26 protein-coding genes and 1 tRNA gene are annotated in these 19,725 nt (G+C 63.2%); 3 read left to right on the top strand and 24 right to left on the bottom strand.

What is annotated here, in order from left to right; all coding sequences use genetic code 11:
* Positions 1–65: 65 nt before the first annotated feature.
* Positions 66–1,211 carry a hypothetical protein gene (locus E5673_RS01495; protein WP_136188674.1) on the bottom strand — a complete coding sequence of 382 codons (1,146 nt, stop codon included), beginning with the start codon at positions 1,209–1,211 and terminating at the stop codon, positions 66–68.
* A gap of 134 nt (positions 1,212–1,345) precedes the next feature.
* Between E5673_RS01495 and E5673_RS01490 the strand changes: the two genes are divergently transcribed.
* Positions 1,346–1,421: transfer RNA gene (locus tag E5673_RS01490), tRNA-Thr, on the top strand.
* A 30-nt stretch (positions 1,422–1,451) separates the two neighbouring features.
* On the opposite strand, the gene E5673_RS01485 is transcribed toward E5673_RS01490, so the two are convergent.
* The 12 genes from E5673_RS01485 to E5673_RS01435 all read right to left on the bottom strand — a co-directional run bounded on the left by E5673_RS01485 (position 1,452) and on the right by E5673_RS01435 (position 6,560).
* Complete coding sequence (locus E5673_RS01485; protein WP_247599512.1) at positions 1,452–2,597, bottom strand: hypothetical protein; 1,146 nt, start codon at positions 2,595–2,597, stop codon at positions 1,452–1,454.
* A gap of 352 nt (positions 2,598–2,949) precedes the next feature.
* A complete protein-coding gene (locus E5673_RS01480; protein WP_136188672.1) occupies positions 2,950–3,147 on the bottom strand; it encodes a hypothetical protein in 198 nt (65 codons plus the stop codon).
* The gene (locus tag E5673_RS01475; protein ID WP_136188671.1) at positions 3,144–3,461 is read right to left on the bottom strand and encodes a hypothetical protein; all 318 of its coding nucleotides are present in this window, start codon (positions 3,459–3,461) and stop codon (positions 3,144–3,146) included. The genes E5673_RS01480 and E5673_RS01475 overlap by 4 nt, the downstream gene beginning before the upstream one ends.
* Complete coding sequence (locus E5673_RS01470; protein ID WP_136188670.1) at positions 3,458–3,742, bottom strand: hypothetical protein; 285 nt, start codon at positions 3,740–3,742, stop codon at positions 3,458–3,460. Before E5673_RS01470 ends, E5673_RS01475 begins: the two co-directional genes overlap by 4 nt.
* Positions 3,739–4,086 (bottom strand): hypothetical protein, encoded by a 348-nt coding sequence (locus tag E5673_RS01465; RefSeq protein ID WP_136188669.1) that lies wholly within the window; start codon positions 4,084–4,086, stop codon positions 3,739–3,741. Before E5673_RS01465 ends, E5673_RS01470 begins: the two co-directional genes overlap by 4 nt.
* 85 nt (positions 4,087–4,171) lie before the next feature.
* Positions 4,172–4,360 carry a hypothetical protein gene (locus E5673_RS01460; RefSeq protein ID WP_136188668.1) on the bottom strand — a complete coding sequence of 63 codons (189 nt, stop codon included), beginning with the start codon at positions 4,358–4,360 and terminating at the stop codon, positions 4,172–4,174.
* 98 nt (positions 4,361–4,458) lie between these two features.
* Positions 4,459–4,641 carry a hypothetical protein gene (locus E5673_RS01455; RefSeq protein ID WP_136188667.1) on the bottom strand — a complete coding sequence of 61 codons (183 nt, stop codon included), beginning with the start codon at positions 4,639–4,641 and terminating at the stop codon, positions 4,459–4,461.
* On the bottom strand, positions 4,641–4,793 hold the full coding sequence (locus E5673_RS19535) for a hypothetical protein (RefSeq protein ID WP_168711545.1): 153 nt from the start codon (positions 4,791–4,793) through the stop codon (positions 4,641–4,643). The genes E5673_RS01455 and E5673_RS19535 overlap by 1 nt, the downstream gene beginning before the upstream one ends.
* Positions 4,790–5,245, bottom strand: a complete 456-nt coding sequence (locus tag E5673_RS01450) for a hypothetical protein (RefSeq protein ID WP_136188666.1) — start codon at positions 5,243–5,245, stop codon at positions 4,790–4,792. Before E5673_RS01450 ends, E5673_RS19535 begins: the two co-directional genes overlap by 4 nt.
* Before the next feature lie 111 nt (positions 5,246–5,356).
* Positions 5,357–5,689 (bottom strand): ogr/Delta-like zinc finger family protein, encoded by a 333-nt coding sequence (locus E5673_RS01445; protein WP_056063797.1) that lies wholly within the window; start codon positions 5,687–5,689, stop codon positions 5,357–5,359.
* On the bottom strand, positions 5,686–6,201 hold the full coding sequence (locus E5673_RS01440) for a hypothetical protein (protein ID WP_136188665.1): 516 nt from the start codon (positions 6,199–6,201) through the stop codon (positions 5,686–5,688). Before E5673_RS01440 ends, E5673_RS01445 begins: the two co-directional genes overlap by 4 nt.
* Complete coding sequence (locus tag E5673_RS01435; RefSeq protein WP_136188664.1) at positions 6,198–6,560, bottom strand: hypothetical protein; 363 nt, start codon at positions 6,558–6,560, stop codon at positions 6,198–6,200. Before E5673_RS01435 ends, E5673_RS01440 begins: the two co-directional genes overlap by 4 nt.
* 85 nt (positions 6,561–6,645) lie before the next feature.
* Here E5673_RS01435 and E5673_RS01430 point away from each other — a divergent pair, with 85 nt between their 5' ends.
* Positions 6,646–7,371 carry an XRE family transcriptional regulator gene (locus E5673_RS01430; RefSeq protein ID WP_168711544.1) on the top strand — a complete coding sequence of 242 codons (726 nt, stop codon included), beginning with the start codon at positions 6,646–6,648 and terminating at the stop codon, positions 7,369–7,371.
* Positions 7,372–7,388: 17 nt separating this feature from the next.
* Complete coding sequence (locus E5673_RS01425) at positions 7,389–8,087, top strand: hypothetical protein (RefSeq protein ID WP_136188662.1); 699 nt, start codon at positions 7,389–7,391, stop codon at positions 8,085–8,087.
* A gap of 13 nt (positions 8,088–8,100) precedes the next feature.
* Here E5673_RS01425 and E5673_RS01420 read toward each other — a convergent pair whose 3' ends face one another.
* From E5673_RS01420 to E5673_RS01370, 11 genes are all read right to left on the bottom strand, one after another.
* The gene (locus E5673_RS01420; RefSeq protein WP_136188661.1) at positions 8,101–9,132 is read right to left on the bottom strand and encodes a contractile injection system protein, VgrG/Pvc8 family; all 1,032 of its coding nucleotides are present in this window, start codon (positions 9,130–9,132) and stop codon (positions 8,101–8,103) included.
* The gene (locus tag E5673_RS01415) at positions 9,129–9,515 is read right to left on the bottom strand and encodes a phage tail protein (protein WP_136188660.1); all 387 of its coding nucleotides are present in this window, start codon (positions 9,513–9,515) and stop codon (positions 9,129–9,131) included. The genes E5673_RS01420 and E5673_RS01415 overlap by 4 nt, the downstream gene beginning before the upstream one ends.
* A complete protein-coding gene (locus E5673_RS01410) occupies positions 9,515–11,980 on the bottom strand; it encodes a phage tail tape measure protein (protein ID WP_136188659.1) in 2,466 nt (821 codons plus the stop codon). The genes E5673_RS01415 and E5673_RS01410 overlap by 1 nt, the downstream gene beginning before the upstream one ends.
* A gap of 3 nt (positions 11,981–11,983) precedes the next feature.
* A complete protein-coding gene (locus tag E5673_RS01405) occupies positions 11,984–12,100 on the bottom strand; it encodes a GpE family phage tail protein (RefSeq protein WP_210731788.1) in 117 nt (38 codons plus the stop codon).
* An 8-nt stretch (positions 12,101–12,108) separates the two neighbouring features.
* Positions 12,109–12,447: a phage tail assembly protein gene (locus tag E5673_RS01400; protein ID WP_136188657.1), complete on the bottom strand. Its 339-nt coding sequence runs from the start codon at positions 12,445–12,447 to the stop codon at positions 12,109–12,111.
* Between the two features lie 83 nt (positions 12,448–12,530).
* Complete coding sequence (locus E5673_RS01395; RefSeq protein ID WP_136188656.1) at positions 12,531–13,040, bottom strand: phage major tail tube protein; 510 nt, start codon at positions 13,038–13,040, stop codon at positions 12,531–12,533.
* 29 nt (positions 13,041–13,069) lie between these two features.
* On the bottom strand, positions 13,070–14,242 hold the full coding sequence (locus E5673_RS01390) for a phage tail sheath subtilisin-like domain-containing protein (RefSeq protein WP_136188655.1): 1,173 nt from the start codon (positions 14,240–14,242) through the stop codon (positions 13,070–13,072).
* Positions 14,243–14,253: 11 nt separating this feature from the next.
* Complete coding sequence (locus E5673_RS01385; protein ID WP_348769880.1) at positions 14,254–14,607, bottom strand: GPW/gp25 family protein; 354 nt, start codon at positions 14,605–14,607, stop codon at positions 14,254–14,256.
* A gap of 5 nt (positions 14,608–14,612) precedes the next feature.
* On the bottom strand, positions 14,613–15,167 hold the full coding sequence (locus E5673_RS01380; RefSeq protein WP_136188653.1) for a phage baseplate assembly protein V: 555 nt from the start codon (positions 15,165–15,167) through the stop codon (positions 14,613–14,615).
* Positions 15,168–15,248: 81 nt separating this feature from the next.
* Positions 15,249–17,408 (bottom strand): hypothetical protein, encoded by a 2,160-nt coding sequence (locus E5673_RS01375; protein WP_136188652.1) that lies wholly within the window; start codon positions 17,406–17,408, stop codon positions 15,249–15,251.
* Between the two features lie 10 nt (positions 17,409–17,418).
* Positions 17,419–19,725, bottom strand: coding sequence for a hypothetical protein (locus E5673_RS01370; RefSeq protein ID WP_136188651.1), 2,307 nt, complete (start codon positions 19,723–19,725; stop codon positions 17,419–17,421).

The raw sequence follows: 19,725 nt of genomic DNA, 5'->3' as shown, positions 1-19,725 counted from the left end.
TATGCGCCCCCCGTTCGCCTATCTCAACCCTTGTGGCAGATGCGAAGAATAATGCTGCAGCGCACCTAAAACGCGGATCGCTCCGCGGCTTCGATCGCCGCCAGGTCGCTGCCGAAGCCACTCAGAAAGCTTGCGAAACCGCCTGCCGGCACCTGATGCCGCTGGGCGTGTCGCAGCGCCGTCGCGAACGTCTCCAACCTGGCGGCCTCGAAATTCGCGCCAAAGACGATCGCAACGATCTGCATCATCGCGTCCGCCCCACCCGGCACGCAGGCAGCAGAGAGAATCGCCGTGAAATCATCGCTCTCCTGCTCGGCAGACACCGCAAGATCATGCGCCCGACCCAGCGTCCTGTGGAGCGCCATCCGACTGCGCGCCTCGGCTGCGCGGACCTGCGCCGCGCTCTCACGCGCCATCGCTAGTTGGTCGCCGAGCGGGCCGACAAGCACATAGTCGGCGGGCAGAGGATCGTCCAACACCAGTTCCTGCACAGGCGTCGGCTCGTCAGGCAGGACGTCAAAGCCGCCGCTCGGCCCATCCGCCCACACCTGCGCGGTCGCGCCCGAGCCATACGAGGTTGCGTGAACGGCGGCATCTAGCTCCGCCGACAGTGCAGCCTGCAAATCAGCGTCCGCGAGTTCCTTCCAATTGATGACGCCGTAAATGAAATCGATCGTCACTCCGCCAGACGCGAACGGCATCAGGATCCCGCGGTACAGCGTCGTCCGCCCCCGGCTGCTGACGAATTCCGCCTCGAAGCCGATCGGCGCGCGATTGGCGATGATCTGGAGATAATGATCGGTCAGCCGCGACAGCAGCGACCGGCTCGGCACGTCCGCGATCGTCGCGATCGGCCCCTCAAGCCCGCATTCCTCGCGCAGCGCCCGCCCGAGATACGCGATCTTCGGATCGCCCATGCCATGACTGAAATCGAGCAGCACGCTGTGCGGTCCGAAATCGGTGATTGTCTCGGGCTCGAGATCGGCGATCGACGGGTAGGGGCGATCCTTCAACAGCGATACCCAGTGATTATAGGCGCGCACGTGCATCCGCCGTTCGTCGCCGCCGAGATCGAACATCACGTCGTTGACGCCCGCATCGGTCGAATCGCGCACGCCGGCGTCCGCGGTCGCCCGTGACGCATCCCGCGCTAGCGCCACGCTATCCGCGCCTGCCGCGCGTCCATCCTCTACGCTGCGCGCCGTCGTCATGCCCAAAGATCCCCGTATCGTCGCCCCGCTTGTGCACCGCGCTTGGTAAACACAGAGTAAACTCGCAAACCGCTTGTCAGCCCGCAAAACCGCTGGTAGTTGCCGCCCCCTCGACCGGATACATCCGTCGTCGGGCCGCTTTAGCTCAGCTGGTAGAGCATCGCATTCGTAATGCGGGGGTCACAGGTTCGAGTCCTGTAAGCGGCACCATTTTTCCAAGCGACAAGTGCTTGTTTTACCTCACATTTTTTTCACTCCAGCCTGTGCTGCGGTGTTTGCCTGTTCGGTGCGGGTTCGGTGCAATGCACCGGGGGCAAGCCGTTCGAGGTCGGCTAAAATGCCGGTCAGTGCGGTGACGACGCTCGGAAATTCCCCGATCGCGTAGACCTCGGTCTGACTGCCGTCGCTGTGACCCATGAAGCCCTCTAGGTCCCACTTCGTAGCGCCGCGGTTGCGCGCGAGGGTCGCGAGACTGTGGCGCAACAGGTACGAGCGCCACTCGCGGCCCTTCGGCAGTCCGAGCTTCGTAAGCATCGTGTCCCATGCCCGGTCGACGTCCTGGACGGGACGGCCGTGGTAGTTGACCAACCAGCCGCGGCCGGCGCGCTCTTCCGGCTTTAGATCCATGAACGTTGCGTATTCGGCGCGCAGCCAGCGATCGAGCGGTGGGAGGACGGGCACCAAAGCCCGGTGCTTCTTGTTCTGCGTCCTGCCCTGCGGGTTTAGGTCGATCGTCGGCGCACCTGGCCACCACTGCTCACGGTCGGGCGCGACGTTGATGTCCACAACGGCACCGGGGCGAGCGAGCGTGCAGATCGAGCCGACGAGGAATGCGTGTAGCGATCCGCGCTGGCGACCTGGCTCGGCCGCGTAGGAAAGCATCTGCGCCAGCTCTTCGATACCGATCCGCGTGCGCCGTTTGCGCTGCACCTGGCGTGCGGGGAGGGGCTTGTAGATCGGGCGCTTGTCAGAGCGGGGCGGCTCCGCGTTGGCCGCGTGATTCAGTACCGCGATAAGCTGCGCGATCGACGCTTCGGTCGCAGCTGGCGATCGTGCGCGCGATACAGTGACGTCGCCCTTCCCGTTTCGCCATTCGATCGGCTGCTGCTTGGACCAGGCGCGGAACGCGTGAACAAACACAGACGCGCATGCCACCGCACAAGTCGTTGCGTGACCAAACCGGCCTTCCGCCCCTAACGCCTGCTCCGCATCAAGAAACGCGACGACGTGGGCCAGTCGGCTCGCGATCGTATCGGCTGACGCACGCGTATTGCCCCACTCGATTTTATAGTCGGCAATAGCATCGGTCAGAAGGTACGCATTCGCCTGAGCCAGCGTTTGCCCGCATGCCTGGCAAAATGCAGGTGCCTCGCCTTTGTCAGCCAAGTATAGCTTATCGAGAAATAGGATTGCAGCTGCCAGATCTACTGTACCCGTTGACGTGCCGCGTTCACGTCGCGTGCTTGCGTCGTACCACCAGACATAGAGGTTAGGGCTGCGCTGGCTTCCATCTGCGAGCTGGTTGAACCCGAGCCAGTATTTCCCACGCTGGTAGAGCGGCGGATTGCGTCGCGACATTGTGACTGTTCTTTCAACTGTTTGGCTACTGCGCGATTGATGATGTCGAAGAGGCCGAGGCTTCCGAGAAGGTCGAGGTCGGGGGACTCGATCCGAAGACCTTTCCCCCGCTCGGCAGCACGGGTCATTTTCCCAGCCAGCTTGACGAGTGACGGAGCGTTCACTGGATCACCTCGTATTCCGCGATGTCGAAAGGGTTGCCCGAGCGTCGCCAATTGCAGCCGCCCTTGCCGTCTGCGGCCCAGCCTGGCGGGCTCATGGGGTTGGGATCGGTTGCGCCTTCGCCACCGTGTTCCAGCCGTACGCGAACGCGTTTGCCGATCGCCTCGCTTGGAAGGTATCCGGGGTTGCGCTTCACCACCCGTACTCACCTGCGTCCTCGCAGGAGGCGCACTGAGAGTGGAAGTCGATGCGCATGACCGGTTCGCCGCAGATATCGCAGGGCGAGCTTTCAAGGCCGTTCGCAATCGGCCGGAAGGCCAGAACGTCGTGCCAGCGGACTTGGCTGGCATAGGTCGAGGGTGCGAGTTCGCCGGAAAGGCTCACCGTCGTCACGCGAACCTGGCCGTCGATCGCTGGCAGCGAGAACGGATCGACACGGCTGAAGCTCATTGCATCGAGGTAGGTTTGCAGCGGCCATTCCATGCCGTCCGCGCGGATGGTCGCGGTCATGAGCGGCGCTCCGCATACCCGAGGGTATCGAGCGCCCGCGCAACCAGGTGCCAAACGTGCAGGCGCAGGCGGGCATGGCGAATGACCTTGCCCTCGCGCTGGACGGTGCCGGCGAGCATGGCACGGTGCAGCGTCACCGCGTCGCGCCCGCGGAGGCTACGCGCGCGGTAGTCGGCGTGCTGACCGTTGGCAGTGGTGCCAATGTTGTCGATCGTCATCCGCGCAAGTTCCGAAACCTGCCCGTTGACGGCTGACCAAAGCTCTACGCGGATGACGATCATCGTCCGACGCCCTCCCCGTTCGACTTGACATCGACGACGGCGCGCAGCTTGCGAGCGTGAGTAAGGAAGAGTTCGGCGCGCTCTTCGAGCGCCGCTGCCGTTGCCCTGACCTCACCATCGGACACGCCGCGTTCCGCGTTCATTTTATAGTTCAGCGCGCGAACGGTGATGCAGAGTTCGTCCGCCAATCGGCCTTTGCCGAGCAACGTCGCGGCACCTTCCAGTCCAGCCATGCGCAACATGGCGATTGGGAGGCCCCGCTGTTCCCGGATTGGGGAACAGTTCGTCGGCTGTGATGATGGCTGAGACTGGCGAGCTTCGAGGGGAGCGGCGCTGATCATCATGGAGATCCTGTTGGTGCGAGGGGATCGAGCGGTCGCGCCAGCGGCCGTTCTTGTAGAAAGCGTTTCGCCAAGAGCGGCGAGCGGGTCAGAACATGGGCGGGGGGCGTCGCTGGATCGGGTGGAGATCCTTGGCGAGGCAGAGGACTGCCTGTCCGTCGTCGAAGCGGACCGAGGCGAAAGCCTTGCGGACGGCGAGGACGTCGCACTGCTTTCCGGTGCGGCCGAGCCCTTGGAAGAGGGCACGGTCGCCGCCACAGACTGCGACGTCGCCCACGTCACTGGTTCCACCACATGACGACAGGCAACCACGTCAGCGCCGCGGCGACGGGCCAGAGGACTGGACGCAGCCGGCGAGTGCAGGCGGCGATTGCCTTACCGCCGACCATGGGGCTGCGCTCCAATCAGCGGTGTGAAGCTCGGCTCGATATGACCGAGGGCAAGCCGGCAGATCCGGCTCCACTGCGGCGCAAGCGATGCGCGCAGCGAACCGATTGCCGTCGCGCCTGCGCTGCCGAACACGGTCAGCACCAAGCCTGTGAGGACATCGTGCAGCATCAGCGACGCCGATCCGACGTGCCGGCGACGAGCATGACGATCGCGACGGGGATCCAGATGACCGCGAACAGGATCGCCAGGACGATTTTGGCGATGCGGCGACGGCGCATGGCGCGCTCGAGCTGCGTCGCGCTGGTTGCGACGGCGATCACTGGCAGCACTCCACCGGCGCTGTGTCGGGCAGGCATGCGGTGCAGGCAGTATCGGTCGCCCAGGCGCACGCACCATGCTCGTCACTGGTGCAGGGATCCCAATGGCTGCAACCGCAGCCACGGCAGATGCTGGGGTGGCTGTCGACCGGATCGGTAGCGAGCTGGCGGTAGACGTCCGGATCAAACGGGAAGACGCTGCGAAGGGCTTCCAGCGTCTCGGGGTGACGTGCCGTATTGCCAGGCGTTTCCAGCACGTAGATCAGGTCGAGCGCAGGTGCGACCTCGTCGGCGTTCCGCGCCAGCATGCCGGCGACCTCCTTGATCGACATGCCAGCCGCCTCACGGCGCAGGCGGATGTACGCTGCAGGCGTCAGGGCCGCGGCGCTGGCGGTCGCGGCGCGCTCGCCTCGCTGCATCGGCATCGTAAACGTACGCGGGAAAGCGTGCATCATTGGGCATTCCTTTCGGCAAGGGGGTAGCGGTGCCGGAAGCAGGTGCTTCCGGATGGCGGGGGGATGGTTCAGGACGTTTGCGGCCGAGGCCGCGGGGATCAGGTCAGGGAATTAGCCAGGGGAAGGCGCGACCTCCGCCGCGTCGGGCTGATCGTCGTTGGCAGGCACCCGCTGGTCATCGTTCGCGGGCTTTGAGCGCCACTGCCCGTGCGGCAGGATCGCTTCCGTGATCGCGGGGTTAGGCTTCATGCTCGGCCGCACCGTCCGGAAGATGCCGAGCTGCGCCACGAAGGTGTGTTGGCAATCGGCATCTTGGCAGACGTAACGGATCTCGCGCGTGAACACGTCGAGCTGGACGGAGTCGTATGCGATCGAGCGCGTCAGGCAGTGCGGGCACACCGTTGCGGGTACGCGTGGCGTGTAGTTTCTCTTCGTCTTAGTCACTGATGGGTCCCCCCGGATTTCCCTGCGCTGGCCCGGATGGCTGGACGGAGGAAACTGGCGAGGCGCCGTCGTAGCGGGCGCGCAGCACGCTCAACCTGTTGCGCCTCGACCAGCGCGCGATGGATCTCGCGCGAGGAAGCGCCGGGTTGAGCGGCATGAAATAGGGCTTCGGTGGCTTCAGCAGCCTCGCGAACAAACGCGGCCGACTCGGTAACAAGACTGCGGCGGCAAGCGTCTGCGTCGTTCAGCGCGCTCTCAAGCTGCTGGGCGAAGGCATCACGGAATGGCGCATCCTCACCGCCCGCAAGACGGTATGCACGATCGAAAGCGAGTGCGAGTTCAAGGGATGGCAGTGTGCCCGTGTCCTTGTTACCCCAGTCGTAGATCGTGCTTTTCTCATACGTGCGGCCTGCTGCAGCGATTGCGACACGCACGGTCTCGTTTATGCCAAGTGCTATTCGCACTGTCGTCATAGCATCCGCGAACGTGTCTGGAACGCGAGGCTTGGTCATCGCACGGCCTTCGACTGGAAAAGTGCAGGGCGATTACAATCGACCGATGCGTCAGACGTGCGGTACGGATGCGGCATGGTGCTAGCAGGAAGAGGTGGGCGGCCGATGCTGGTCAGTGCGACAGCAGCGTCTTGAGGTATCGCGCGATCGGGCCAGTTGGCCGGCACACGAAACCAAGCGGCGAACTTTTCGAGATTGCCTACCGAGAAGGTTTTGCCTTCCCGCAGACGATTGAAGAATGCGCCGCTGTTAACGACGATCGTCGCCACGCGGGAGAGCGATTTACCACCCCAGCGAACGACTTCGGCGTCGTACGAATCAGCGATCGTTCGCAATGCGTTCTCGTATGCTGCGCTCATAACGCATACTTACGTCACGTATGCAGCACGCGTCAACGTAAATATTCCGCATGTCATGCGTTACGCCATGCGTCATGAGTGCAGCATGAGGAAGAACGTACCTGACGTCCTGAAGGAACGGCTATCGGCAAAGATTGCCGAGAAGAATATGTCGGCGCGTGAGGTCTCGATCGCGGCGTTGAACAAGCCGGATGCGATCCGTGCGATACTCGCAGGCCACATGCCCGGCCTCGACCGATTGGACGCTATCGCAGAGATCCTAGACACCACGTCGGATTGGCTGCTGGGACGTGACCAGGGCATCGAGCGAACCATTCCTGAGGACGGCAACACGTCCGAAGCAGCGTTCCGACGTCTGCCAAAAACGCTGCCTATCTACGGCAGCGCTTTGGGAGCCGATCTGTCATTCCCAGATGGAAACGGGATCGTAGTAAATGTGGAGCAGACCGAGGTTCACATGGCTGCACCAACGGATTTCATGGCTCGGCCGATCGGCGTCACAGGTAGGCCCGACCTCTACGTCGTACTCGTTTCCGGGCATTCAATGGAGCCGCGGTACGATTCGGGACGGCGCGTGCTGGTTGATCCGAAACGATCGCCCGGTGTTGGCGACGACGTCGTCGTGCAGCTGCGCGGCCCAACGTTCGACGGGGAAGAGATCCGGCATGTGCTGATCAAGCAGCTCGTCCGTCGCCGGCCTGGCGTCGTCGTCTTGCGGCAGTTCAATCCGATCGTCGAATTCGAAGTGCCGAACGAGCAAGTTTCGTCAGTCCATCGCGTGATGCCCTGGGACGAGGCGCTAGGCTTTTAATTTACCGGGGGGATTTAATGGCAGACGTTGGCCCAGCGCTTGGAGCGCTAAGCTTCATCGTGTTTATTATCGGAGCGATACTGTTCTTTGTCGCAAAGGGGAGGCGTCCCCTCGCAAAGAAGCTGTTGCTAGGCGGTGCCGTAGTCTTCGTTGCTGCTCTCATCATGACACCAACGCCACCCCCGACGCCTGCATCTACGCCTGCCGGCACCAAGACCGTTGCGGTCGCGCCCACCAAACCGACGATCGACCAAGCTTCTGCAAAGCCTGTGGCGGCGGTCGACCCAAAGCCTGGCCTAATCCGCCAGTACAAGGCAGTTATCGATACCGTCCGGCCGTGCGATGCCGCATTTAAGGATTTGGCTGGAGCGAATAGCAGTCAATTGGCTTTGTACCAAGCCTCGAAGGTTGGGCACGACGCGTGCGGCACGAGTTCCAAAGCAGTCGATGCCTTTGAGGTTCCCGAAGGTCTCTCTGATAAGGTACAGGTCACACAACGTAAGGCGCTAGCTACCTGTGCTACTGCATACCGGTTTCGCGAGCGCGCGTTCGGCAAGGCTATGGAAATGGCCGATAGCGGAGACATCCGCCCCTCGAGAATGACTGAAATGCAGGAAGACTTTAAGACTGGCGAAGTGGGCGTATTGCTTTGTGTTAGCCAATTAATACAGGCGGCGGGTGAGGCGGGTATAAAGCCAGACGATTTAAAATCTTAGCGGGGTGGCCGGATCAGGCGGCTTCGAGCTTCAAACCTGTTACATAACCTCGATCACCAAAGGTGTGGGTTACTTCGGCGACCAGCCAGGCTGTCGCGTCGATCGCGGCTTTATAGCCTGTGACGGTTGCTTTCGTCTCCGGATGTATATCGGGGCGACCAAGCGCGAGCGTCAGCGATAGCGAGACTGGTTCGCGGCCGGCGCGACCACTTGCCGCATGCGCAGCGGCTTTAGCGTCGGCCTCGTTCGCGTAAACGCGAGCTATCGACTTCGCCCCCTCCGTCTTGCCGGCGACAACGTGCTGGCGTTTGCCCGATTTGCGATCGTGCCATGTTGCCTTAACGCCGGGGACGTCCTCGCGCTTCTGCCGGCTGAATTGGTGGGCATCGCCGTCGCGCCTGGCGATCGTGACGGTCGCGATCGGCTTGCCCGTCGTGGTGACGCCAGCAGATATTGGTGAGAAAATCAGCACGCCGCGCGCGATTTTTGCAACTGCGCCCCGTTCGCGGCCGAGCCGGCGCAGAAAGGCCAGATCGCTCTCGCGGTTCTGTGCTTTTGTCGTGATGGCTATGCTGGCGAGACTGGCGGCGCAGCGGGGAGTGAGATGGTGGCGCTGAGCGATCTCCGTCACGATCGCACCCAACGTCGTACCATGCCAGCCCTTCTCCCGGCGCGTCTTTAGATCGCCGGTGAAGTCGGCCGAGCGCGCACGGATAGTCACGAGGTCGGGTGGGCCGCCATGTGCCACCTCGTCGACGATGAACCACCCTTTGTCGACCAGGCCCGCGGTCACTTCGCTGCCCTGCTTCCAGCCAAGCCATACGTGGATCTTCGCCCCAGTCGGAGGCAGCGCCACAGCACCGTCAGTATCGTCGATGATGAGGTCGAGCTGGTCGGCTTCCTCACCTCGCTTTTCGCTTATTCCGAGCGATACCAGGCGACGACGCGGGGGACGCCCGTTCGGCTGCGGCACCTTGCCTTCCAGAACAGGCGTGATGTCCGTGCCGTCAACAACGACGCGAACGGCTGCGATATTCGAGATCATGCGACGTCGCTGTCGACGCGGAGCAGGTCGATCGAGAAGTCGATCTGTCGCGGCGTGCCATCGGGAAAGAACACTTTTCCCCGATCGTCGATACCGGTGATGACGTATGCGCCGTAAACGTAGCCGCGGCCGTCGACCAGCGACCATGCGTCGCCGGTGTCAGCCATGCGGCGCAGCTCGTCGAGCGAAACAGCTCCGTCTGCGATTTCCCGGTACACCGTCCCGGGCAGGCCGATCGTCTCGACGCCAGGACCCGTAAATTGCGTGGCGTCACGCGCACCGATCCGCGGCGAGGTCGCGTGCCGCCAGTCGGCGCGGCGGGCGATTTCGTCGAATGCCAGTGTGTCGATCGAAAAGGTGAAGAGGCCAAGCGCGAGCAGCATCAGACGGTCTCGTAGTCAGGGGTGTCGGCAAAAGCGGAACGCCCACGCGCATCCGATTCACGTTCACGACGATCGAGTTCGTCAGCAACCGCGCGGCCAACGGCCTCGGCGTCTTGCCCTGGCTGTTGGTAGATCTGAATTACGTATGAGCGCGAAGGTGCTGCGGAAACGCCAGGTGACGAGGATCCGCGCCCGGCCGCGCCCGGCGATGTGGCTCCTGCCATTGCCATCGTCGGCGCGATCGTACCGATCGCCATGGCGGAAGTCAGGCGACGCGCGACCGTGCCAACCCGGCGGAGCGGCTGGCGCTCGCCTTGGGCGATACCGCCGGCGAGGCCCTCCATCATATACCCGCCCAGGCCGGCGAAAACTCGGCTGGGGGAATGGATGCCAAGCACCGACTTGAAGGCGTTGATCGCTGCCATGCCTAGCGCTTTCACACGCCCAACGAGCCGTCCTGGCGACAGCATCGTCAAGAGCCCGTCCATCAGGAACCGACCCACCGCAGGCCCCCAAGCGGCGATGTAGTTCCCGGCTGCAACGAAGCCTGCTCGAAGCGTTCCCCAGAACGTGAACCAGGCGGCGGTGATGCTGTCCCAGTGGTTGAACGCCGCGACGACCAGCGCCACGGCCCCGGCGATGGCCGCTATTGCGCCGACGATAGGCAGAAGCGGAAGAGCTGCGATGCCGCCTGCAACCCCGAGGGCGATCAGACCGGCGTTCAGGATCGCGATCGGTCCCATGATGGCGGCAATCGCAATGCCGCCTGCAGCAAACAGGAAGAACAATCCCGCCAGTACGCCAGTGGCAATAAGGACATTCTTCGTCAGCTCCGGGTGACGAGTCGCGAACGCCTGCATGCGGAGCGCGATAGCACCGAGGCGAAGCGCGCCCGTTTTCACCACCGGCAACAGCGACTGCCCAAGGGTGAGACTTACGGCTGCGAATGAGTTTTTGGCTACCTCGGCCATACCCTTGGCCGTGCTGATCCGCGAGGCAAACTCGGCGGTCATCGAGCCCGCGTATTTGCTACGATTGCCAACAAGGTCGAGGCGCTGCTTTACGCCGTCGAGGTTCGTCAGCAGGGGCGCGATGGCGCCGACCGATTCGGTGCCGAAAATCTCGCTTAGGATGCTGGCCTGTTTATCTTTGCTGAGCGCGCGGATCTTCTCCAGCACTGTGATGATTGTCCCGCTCGCGTCGACCTGCATCGACTTCGCAAGCTTGGTCGCATCCAGTCCGAGAGTGTTAAGTGCCTTGCTCTGCGACTTACTAGCCGCGCTGCCCTTGGTAAGGTTCAGCAGCAGACTCTTGATGCCGGTTGCGGCAACCTCTTCTTCGACGCCGATCGAGTTCAACGAGGACGCCAGCGCGGATACCTGCGGCGCGGCGATGCCGGCGACTTCCCCAAGTGGCCCGATGCGCGTGATAATGCCGGCGACCGTTGTCGCCTGACCTCCGAACTTGTTCGTCAGGGCGTTGACACGGTCCCCAAGTGCCTCGACTTCCGGCTGTGTCATTTTAAACGCCTGACGCCATTTCGCCATCGTACTGCCAGCATCTTCGGCGGTCATGTCGAACGCGATGCCCATGCGTGCCGCGGCGTCAGTGAATGCTACCAGGTCCTCTGCCTGACTGGGCAGCGGCCGACCGAATTTGTCCATGCCAACGCCGGCCGCACCGGCAGCAGCGGCGATGCTGGAAAGCTCGACCGCTGTCATGGGCATGCGGGTGCTGAGCCCGACCAGCTTGTCGGTCATCATCTGGAGCTGCGGACCGGCCATCCCGGTCACCTTGGCAACGCCAGCCATTCCTTCCTCGAGATCCATGGCACCGGAGGCAACGCCGATCAGCGGAGCCGCAACCGCTATGCCTGCAGTAAGCGCTGCGGCCCCGCCGGCAGCGACACCACCAGCGCGGTCCTGAATACCACTGAAGCCAGCGCGTGCCGCTGCCATCCGCCGCTGGCGATCGGCGAGACGGCCGACGCGGCGTTCCTGCTCAGCAATCTCTTCGTTCGTCTGTCGCGCCCGGTCACGCAACTCGCGCTCATGACGCGCCAAGTCACCGGTTGCTATACCGGCCGCGCGGAGGCGATCTCGCAACGTCGATAGTTCGCGCGTTTCCGAGTGATGTTGCTGTTCGAGCTTCTGCGCCTCGGTTCGCGCTCGCGTGAACTCGCGTGTCAGTGCGCGGCTGGGATTGGCGGTCTGCGCGAATTCCCTGCCGAGCGCAGTGGCGCGGGACCGAGCGTGGTCCAATTGGGCGCTAGTAGAGGCCAGACCGGCCTTCAGGCTGCGAAAGCTGCCGATGTCGGCCTGCGCGCGGTCAATTCCTTTGAGCTGCTCTCTGGCGGCCTTGAGGCCCTGAGCTGCCTTGACCGAGCCTCCCGCAATCTCACGAAGCGGGCGACTGGCGCGGTCGCCGGCTTCGAGCAGCATACGGATGCGGAGGTTGCGGTCCATCGGTCAGCGATCCTTTTGGCGGCGTTCCAGGGCCTGCGCCCGCCAGCCGATCAGCTCGGCAACGCCCATGTCGTTCATCGTCGGCGGACCCCATCCCCAGCACTCGGCAAGGTCCGCCATAATGTCTTCTATTCGGGCTGGAAGGCCGCCTGCTTCACGGCCTTCGGCAGCAAAAAATCCACGATCTCACCACCGAGCTGCACGAAGTCCGCCGGATCCATGACGGCGATATGCTCCTTGTGCAGGATCGGCATCGTGATACGCGGCGCGATCTTCTCGATCTGGGTGTAATCGCACCGACTGATCGTTGCGGAGATGTCGACGCCACGCAGCTCGCCCGCGCCAGGCCGACGAACTTGAATCTCCGTGCCGGCCGGATGCACGACCTGGTCGTTGACGGTGATGTCGGCGTCCAGCTTGAACGAGGAAAAGCGTTTGCCAGTGGTGACGGTATTCTGGTCGGTCATTGTACGATTCCTGTCAGGACTTGGTCGGTGGCTGGGTAAGCGCGCCGGGGCGACGGCGCGGCCGGCGGATCGCGGTCACGCCGCTACAGGCCCATTGCAGCGCGATGCTCGGCCATCAGGTCGACGCCACCGACGATCTCGATCATGCCCAGGACATCGATCTCGACCTCGACGACGCCGTTCCACGTCAGCTTGAAGTAGCTGAGCTGGCTCTTAACCTTGAACTCGGTATCCTCGCCGGGCTTCCATTCGCCCATGTCGATCTCTTCGTGCCGGCCGCGCGTAACGATCTCGACGACGTCGACGGCACCGCTATCGTCGTCCTGGAACGAACCGACGAAGCGCTGCTGCACGCCAGCGAGATTGAGCATGCCGTGCTGGCGCAGGATCTGCCGCATGGGACCGCCGTAAACCGCCTCCATTTCGAGCGGCTCGCCGCCCATGTCGACCTTGACCGCGCGACCCATGCCACCGGCACGGTATTCCTCGAATTTGCGCGCGAGTTTGGGGGGCGTGATCGAGACGGTTTCGCCGATGAAGGCTTCGCCGTCGTTGAACATCATCGTCTGCTTGAGCTTGCTGGGGAACGCCATCGCGTCGACCTTTCGTGCGTGAGGTGGGTTTAGTTGCCGGCGACCAGGCTGGTGAAGTCGGCGAAGAACTCGTCGGAGATCTCCTGCTCGATCCCGAGCGCCTCCAGCGGCGGTACGAAGGTGTAGCGGTAGCCAATGAGAAGCTTGCCAGCCTTCAGCTGATCGACCGGGTTCTTGGCCCCGTCGAACAGCGCGACGGCACCGAGGATACGGCCGGCGCGCTTTTCCTGTCGGAACTTCTCGTTGATCTGCTCAACGATGTCCTTCGCCAGGCTGGGCAGCAGCGGCTTGTCCATCGCCCACACGAGGCCGAGCGCGACGGTGTCGGCAAGGATCTGCGCGGTGCGGCAGGCGCTTTCAAACACGAAGTCGCTGGCGGGTGCGGCGCAGGTGCGGTTGCCCCAAAAGCGCAGTTCGCCCGCGATACGCACGACGGTGACCAGCTGGGACGCGTTCAGGACGTTCGCGTCGCAATCGGCGTCCTGAATATCGAACGTGACATCTGCAGCCAGGCCGTCGACCTCCGGCAGCGCGACGTTCGACAGCGTCTTGTGCCAGCCCTGCGTCTCGTCGATCGCGGCGCGTGCGCCCATCGCGACGGCCGCGACCGGCACGCCGATGCTTGCACCGTCCGCGCCGTAGGGGGCGGTTACGCTGGGCCAGAGCAACGTCAGCTCGCGCGCGTCGGAGAACAGGGCGCGGTGGGCGATGGCCTCGCCGCGATCGTTGCCGATGGCATACGCATAGACGCGGGCACGGAGCCGCTTGGCGACGGTGACCATTGCCTTGGTCACCAGCTCGCCTTCGAGGCCGGGTGCGCCGATGATTCGGGGATGGAGGTTCAACTGCGCCGAGGCGGTCAGCAGCGCCTGCATGCCGGTCTTCACACCAGCGACGTCGGCACCGATGACCGCGGTCGCGGTATCGGCCGGCGTAGCACCAGGTGCGACGCGCACGACGACGATCGGCGCGTCGACTTGGCCGGCGATGGCCTTCAGGGCGGCGCGCAGCGTGCCGTCCGCACCGGCCTTCTCAATCGCGTCGTCAATGTTCGTGACCGCGACTGCGGTGTCGAGCGGGAATGCGCCGGCAACCGCGGCAGGCGCGGTGGCGATCAAGCCGATGACGGCGGTGGCAACGGTGACGATCGCGCGGCGCGAGGTCTTTACCTCGTTGACGTTGATCCCGTGGAGGAAGCTCATGTGCGGACCTTTCAGGCGAGCGCCGACAGGGCGCGGACGGTGGACGAATGGGTGAAGGCGGGCGCGCCGGGCACATCGGTGCGACGGCCGGTGATGGTGAGGACGGCCGACTGCGGCAGTTTTCCAGGCGAAAGCACGACACGCGAGAGCCGCGCGCGGCCTTCCTGACGGAGCAGCGCATGCGCTGCGGCGGCAATGATCCGGACGCGGCCGACTTCGTTGTTTGGCTGGTCGATTAGCTTGGGGATTTCCGAGCCATAATCGCGCCGGCCGCAGCGCGTGCCGATCGGCGTTTCAAGGATGTCGTCGATCGACTGCCCGAGGTGATCTGTGCCGGCTAAGCGCGCGCCGGTATGGCGATCCATACCAATCACTGCGGCTTCCCCGAAAGCCCGCCGCCCGGCTGGACGCCAAGATGTACGTGATTCTTGAGGCTTTTACCTGCACCAATGACGTCGGTGTCTGCGGCGATCGTGCCGGTCGACTTGATGTCCCCGTCGACCGTCAGGTCGCCTTTGAACACAAGGCCGCCATCAGCATCGACCCGCAACGTCGCGCCGGCCGGAAGGATAGCCGTCAGAGCGTGCGCCTTCGGATCGTAACCGATGCGTGCGCCGTCCTCGTATTCGGTTAGCGTCGATTCGTCGGTCGCCGGGTGCGGATGGGCGTCGCTCGATAGGCTGCCGATGATGACCCCGCGCGCCGTGTCAGCCTCGGGGGCAAGCACCATGACCTGTTCGCCGATCGTCGGCGGCGACCAGGTGCGCGTGGATCCGGCGCGGCTCGCGAGCCATGGAATATCGCCAGTCGTCAGTTCGTCCGCGAATTGTACGCGCGCTGTTGCGGCAGAGTGGTCGACCGATACGACCACGCCTTCGCGCACGAGATCGCCAATGAGGCGCTGGGTATCGGCATGTTCGGCCATAGCGGCGACCATGCGCGGGACGTGATGAGAGGCGAGGTCCCGCTCTTGTAGAAAACGTTTCTACAAGAGCGGGACGCCACCTTATGGAATGATGACGAACCCTGCCGACGTCGACGCCACGTTGACAGTCGCGCCATTCGGGATCGTTACCGTGCTACCGGCCGTCTTGTTCTTCAGGATGATAGCGAAGCCACCGGTGGTCGAGTTGGTGATCCGCTGAGCGGGTCCACCCTCCGGAAAAATGATCGAGCGAACTGCTGTCAGTGACCCACTCGTCCGAATCGTCAGGTTGCGGGATGCAAGCATGTGGGGGACGCTGTCGAGCAAGGTCGCATCGACGGAAAAATCGCCGATCGTGTACGTGTTCGTCATAAAGTCGAACCCGTAAGTGCTGCGAATACTTCCTCGAATGAAGTTCTTCTGCGCCAACCCAACCTTGATCGTATCGCTACCCGCGTTTTGGGATTTCGACACTGTATAGGTTCCCAGCCCACCCGTACCGGTGCCGTCGAGCGCCTTGATCTCGGTCAGTGCGTCGATGACGTTGCCAAACAGCTTCTGCCCGACACGTAGCGGGATGCCCGACCAGGCGGTGACCGTCAAAGTCGTACCGGTGATGCTCCCGGTGATGGTGGCTTCAGCCTGCCCGGCGCTCAGCGGCTGACTCGGATACAGCGTCGACGGCGTATAGAGGATGCCGTTGATCGAGTTGCCGGTGGTGTCCGCACCGTAGAAGTTCGTCAGCTGGAACGGGCTCGTCGAGCGGGCATGGCTAAGCGACAACCCTTCCCACTCGTTGAAGGCCGACGCGCCGCCATGTGCCGCCTCACTGCGGACCTGCAGCGTGTAAGCCCCATCGCAGTCGTACGCATCATTGCTGCTCTTGCAGAGAGTGCTGCCGGCGTACGTCACGTACCCGCGCCCCGTCGAGCCGGCAGACAGCTTGAAGCGATTGCCGCGTGTCTGCAGGCCCTGCTGATACCAGAAGCGCACCTCGCGGCAGGTGCCATCGTCTGCGATACAGTTCTCGACGATGTTGCCGGTCATCTTCCGTGAGCGGTCCAGCTCGGCGTTGGCGGTCAGAGAGATTGCCGCGCTCGGCGTCAACGAGTTGGCAACGTCCCGCATGTTCGTGATCTGCACGCTGATATACGAGTTGCATATCCCGACGCCCTCGACACCGCAGGTCATATTGTTGTCGAGACGGGTGGCGACGCGAATGCGGTTCATCCAGCCGGTGCCCGAAAATGCCATGCCGTAGAGAGGCGAAATCAAACCAGTGTTTTTGATAGAGCCCCCGTTCCACTCAAACGTATCGATGCGGGCGACAGCGTCGTTAGGGTACTTCTGGTTGGTGCCTGGGATGGTCAGGGTGTTAGGATGAACCGACAGCTCGGCCCCCATGCGGCCGGCCGCAAGGATATGGCAGTCGTTGAACTTGACCTGTTCGACGTACTCGCCGTCAATGTCAGCCACGAACTTCAAGGCGTTGGCGTTGGCCTTCGCGATCGAGAAGGTGCAACGATTCATCGTCATGTTGCGGATCGCACGATGGATGCCGCAAACCAGCGCATAGGTCGCCTCGTCAGCCAGCGACTCGTAGGTCGAGACCCAGTTGATGTCGTAGAAGTGTAGGTCTTCGATGCTGAGAAACTCGAGCAACTTCAGGACGCTGCAGGTGATCGTTGTCCCACCCGGCGCACCCCAGACTTCCGTCTTCTTGACGCTGACACGCAGGCTGTTCGGCCCGATGTCATAGTACGCCCGATCGAGGACGATCGGGCTGACGCCGGGCGTATTGAGCAGTTTGGTAAGCGCGGCATAGTTCACCGCCTGGGTGGCATTGGTCCCCGCGCCGAGCGCCCCGGCACGCTGCGAGATACTGATAAGAGCGTCGTTCGTGAGCTTGGCTAGTGCGCTAGTCGACGTCAAAGCGTCCTGGCGCGCTACTTCAAGGTCGCGAGATAGTGCTTCGGCCGAGGCCGCTGCGGCAATCCGGTTCGCTTCGACCATGTTCTTATTCGCAGGCGCGGCCCGATCGCCGAGATCCGCGTAGCCTGGCGCCGCTGCGATCCGCTCATAGCGGCGCATTTCCCCGGTTTCATCGCTACAAAACGAGTCGCCGATGTCGAACGCGTCGACGCCAGCGGCCAAAGTCTTTTTGTAGTTCTCCGCTGGAAGAAGGTCGAGATCGGCGATGATCGTCCGACGAATACGAGCGGTGGTATCAAGATAAGCCACGTATTAATCCTTAAAGCTGGGTCCCGACGACGGTGCCGCCATTGTCTGCTGCAGGACGTCCGACACTGATGCGCATCGAGCCCGCCGCATCGACCCAGACGAACGTGCCTGGCTGGATCTCAAGCGGCCGTTCCCAGCTGGTCGCCATCCGCACATGGGCATCGTTCGTGAAGGCGATCGGCGACCCTGTCGCGACGCCGTTGTCGAACATGTTGATCTGCATGGTCCCGTCGGCGAGCTGGATTAGCTGGCCCTCAAGCCCGATGCCCTTGATGAACGACAGCTTGGTGTTCGTGCCCAGAGCTGCGCGCAGGACGATATCGAGATCACCGTTGCTGCTGACGAACTCGACCAGGCCGTCGACCTTCAGGCCAGCGTTCGCCTCGATCGGGCTGTTGAACCGCAGCTTGCGTTCGCCGTCGCTCGCCCCAGTAATCAGGGTCGAATTATTGACGTCGTAGACGACACCGGTCCGCATGTTGCGGCCGGTCACGTCGCGGATCCTCGTCAGGGTTTCGGTGCTGACGTTCGCGTAGACCGCCTGCGTCATCCGGCGAGCATCGCCGACGCGGGTATCCTTTGCGCGGATGTCTGCAATCGTGAGATCGCCCCCCGTACCGAAGACGGTAATCGCCGAACTCGACGCGTCACGGATGGCGGCATCACCGCCGACCGTCAGACGACCGACGTTCTGGATGTCCATATCGGTGACGGATCCGCCGCACGACTCCAGGCGAATGCCGGCGTCACGACCGCCAACGATCGAACCGCCTCCAATGTTGACGCGCTCGAAGCGCGAGACGTGGATCCCCGGCCCACCGAGGTCGCTGCGGATGATAGGTTTGGACACGATGAAGTCGGCGAGGCCCGTCACGCGATCGGCGTCACGCGCAGGCCCTGCATGGATCGCGTTAGGGCCGATCAGGAAGTGATCGGTCGTATCCTCGTAGGTGTTCTCGATCTGGGGCTGGTCGATGTGCACGCGGTCGAAACCGAAGCAATCGATCGTGCCCTGCCAGATCTTCGGATGCACGAGACTAAGGCGACCGAGTTTGCCGGGAAACTTGAAGTCCGGATAGCTGGTGTAGAAGTTACCGCTCGCGGCATACGCGCGGCGCAGGTGGATCCGGCGCGCTGCCGCCTCCGCGCTGGTCGCTCGCCACCTAGGCGTGCGCTCGGGCGGCGATACACCGATGCGAAAGTCGAACTGCTCATGTGCAGCCCAGAAGTCCTGCACAACGTCGACGATCTCGCCGACCTCCAACGTGACCGCGCCGACCCAGAAGCCGTCACCGCTATACCGATTCCCGATAAGGCGAACGACGTTCGTCGCCGCGTTGACGCCCTGGCGGAACAGGTTTTCAAATTCGTTGTATTCGACGAGTAGATCGCGGGCGAAGTCATACTCGACGCCGTCGCGGCGTCCGCCGGTCGTGATGCCGTCGCCACGCGCATTGCGAAACGCGCACCGGCGCGCGGAGATCTTCTTAGCGAGAAGCAACGCAACCAGGTGACCGTGCTGAAATACGTCAGCGCCGGCATCGCCACCGCCAAGGTCGGTACCGCCCGATGCGTTCCAGGTCTGCGCGGCAATGTTGCCGTCGAGGATCAGGTTCTCAAGGTGGACGCCTTCGATGAAGTTGCCTTCCCAGAACCGGTCGGAGAATAGCCCACCTGGGTTATAGTAACCGCCTGCCATCTTGAACGTCGGGCGCGAGCCTGGTGCCGCACCCACGAGGGCTACGCTCGATCGCAGCTCGACCAGGCCCCGATTGAAGTCGCTATTCGGCGAGCGATGGAAGTCGCCGCCCATCTTGTACGTGTACCGATCGCTGCCGCAGTTGATGCGGCCGACCTTCCATGATGCGGCACTATCGACGGCCTCGGCGATCGAATCCGTGTCGTTCGTCTCGCCATCGCCTTTGGCAACCTCCCAAAGGTTGATACCGTTGTTACGCAGGGATGACCGAGTTGCGAACGCGACGTACAGGCGCGCTGTTGCCCCGCCGCGGATCCAGAGTTCAAGCCCGCTGTCATTGCCGCGGACGTAGAAGCCCTCGCCGTCATTGGTAGCAGCGATCCCGTCTGCGACGGTGTCGTAGATACCGTCACCGAGCGCCACCAACGCCGCTAGCGCTGCGGCCTCGGCACCATCTCGCGCGGCCTCGGCGAGGTCCACGGCCGGCATCGCAGCCGCCATAGCAAGGGGGCCAACGGCGATGCCCTTGGTCTTGCCGGCATCCTCCAAGTCGGCAACCACGACCAGCTCGTTGCCAGTGGGATTTACGAGCCGCTGGAGTTGGGTGATCTTTGCCAT

Source organism: Sphingomonas sp. PAMC26645, from assembly GCF_004795835.1.
GTDB lineage: Bacteria > Pseudomonadota > Alphaproteobacteria > Sphingomonadales > Sphingomonadaceae > Sphingomonas.
Note: the sequence above shows the minus strand (reverse complement) of the source record. Positions and strands in the feature narration are given on the sequence as shown.